This window comes from Halalkalibacter flavus (assembly GCF_036663575.1).
Taxonomy (GTDB): Bacteria; Bacillota; Bacilli; order Bacillales; family Bacillaceae_D; genus Halalkalibacter; species Halalkalibacter flavus.
The window spans coordinates 1-529 of sequence record NZ_JAWRVK010000124.1; the positions used below are offsets into that span (position 1 = coordinate 1).

1 protein-coding gene is annotated in these 529 nt (G+C 31.2%); it reads right to left on the minus strand.

The genetic code is table 11. From position 1 onward, the window contains the following. Positions 1–451 (minus strand): dienelactone hydrolase family protein (locus SAY88_RS24705; protein ID WP_332635081.1); only part of this gene is annotated, 451 nt, incomplete at its 3' end. Positions 452–529 lie beyond the last annotated feature (78 nt).

Genomic DNA, 529 nt, shown 5'->3' on the forward strand with positions numbered 1-529 from the left:
CTAATTCATCTACATTAAATGATTTTTCCACTTTCGGAAAAAATAACACCACCGGACATTTTGGGTATATATTTACACAGTCCCTAATACGTGAACCATAGTATCCAACAATACCATCAACACATTCTTCCTCACTACACAACCACGCAACCGTTGCCCCTACACTAAATCCAATGATAAATATTTTTGAGTACCTATCTTTAAAATCTAATAATATATTTTTCACTTTATGTAATCCGTTTGCGAAACCTACATTATCCATAAAATTATGGTAAGCCTTTACCTCTTGAGAATAATCAAAGGGTATTTCTTGTTCTAATAAATTTGGACAAATAACATCAAAATTTTGTTCTGTTAGCAATTCACATAAATCCACCATATGTTGGTTAATTCCATATATTTCGTGAACGACAATAATTAATTTATCGGATTTTTTGTTTATTTTAAGCACCCTATTCCCTCCTTAAATGATTTTCACATTGTTAAAAATTATATATCAATTCTACCTGCCCCGCTAAAGAGTTCGATG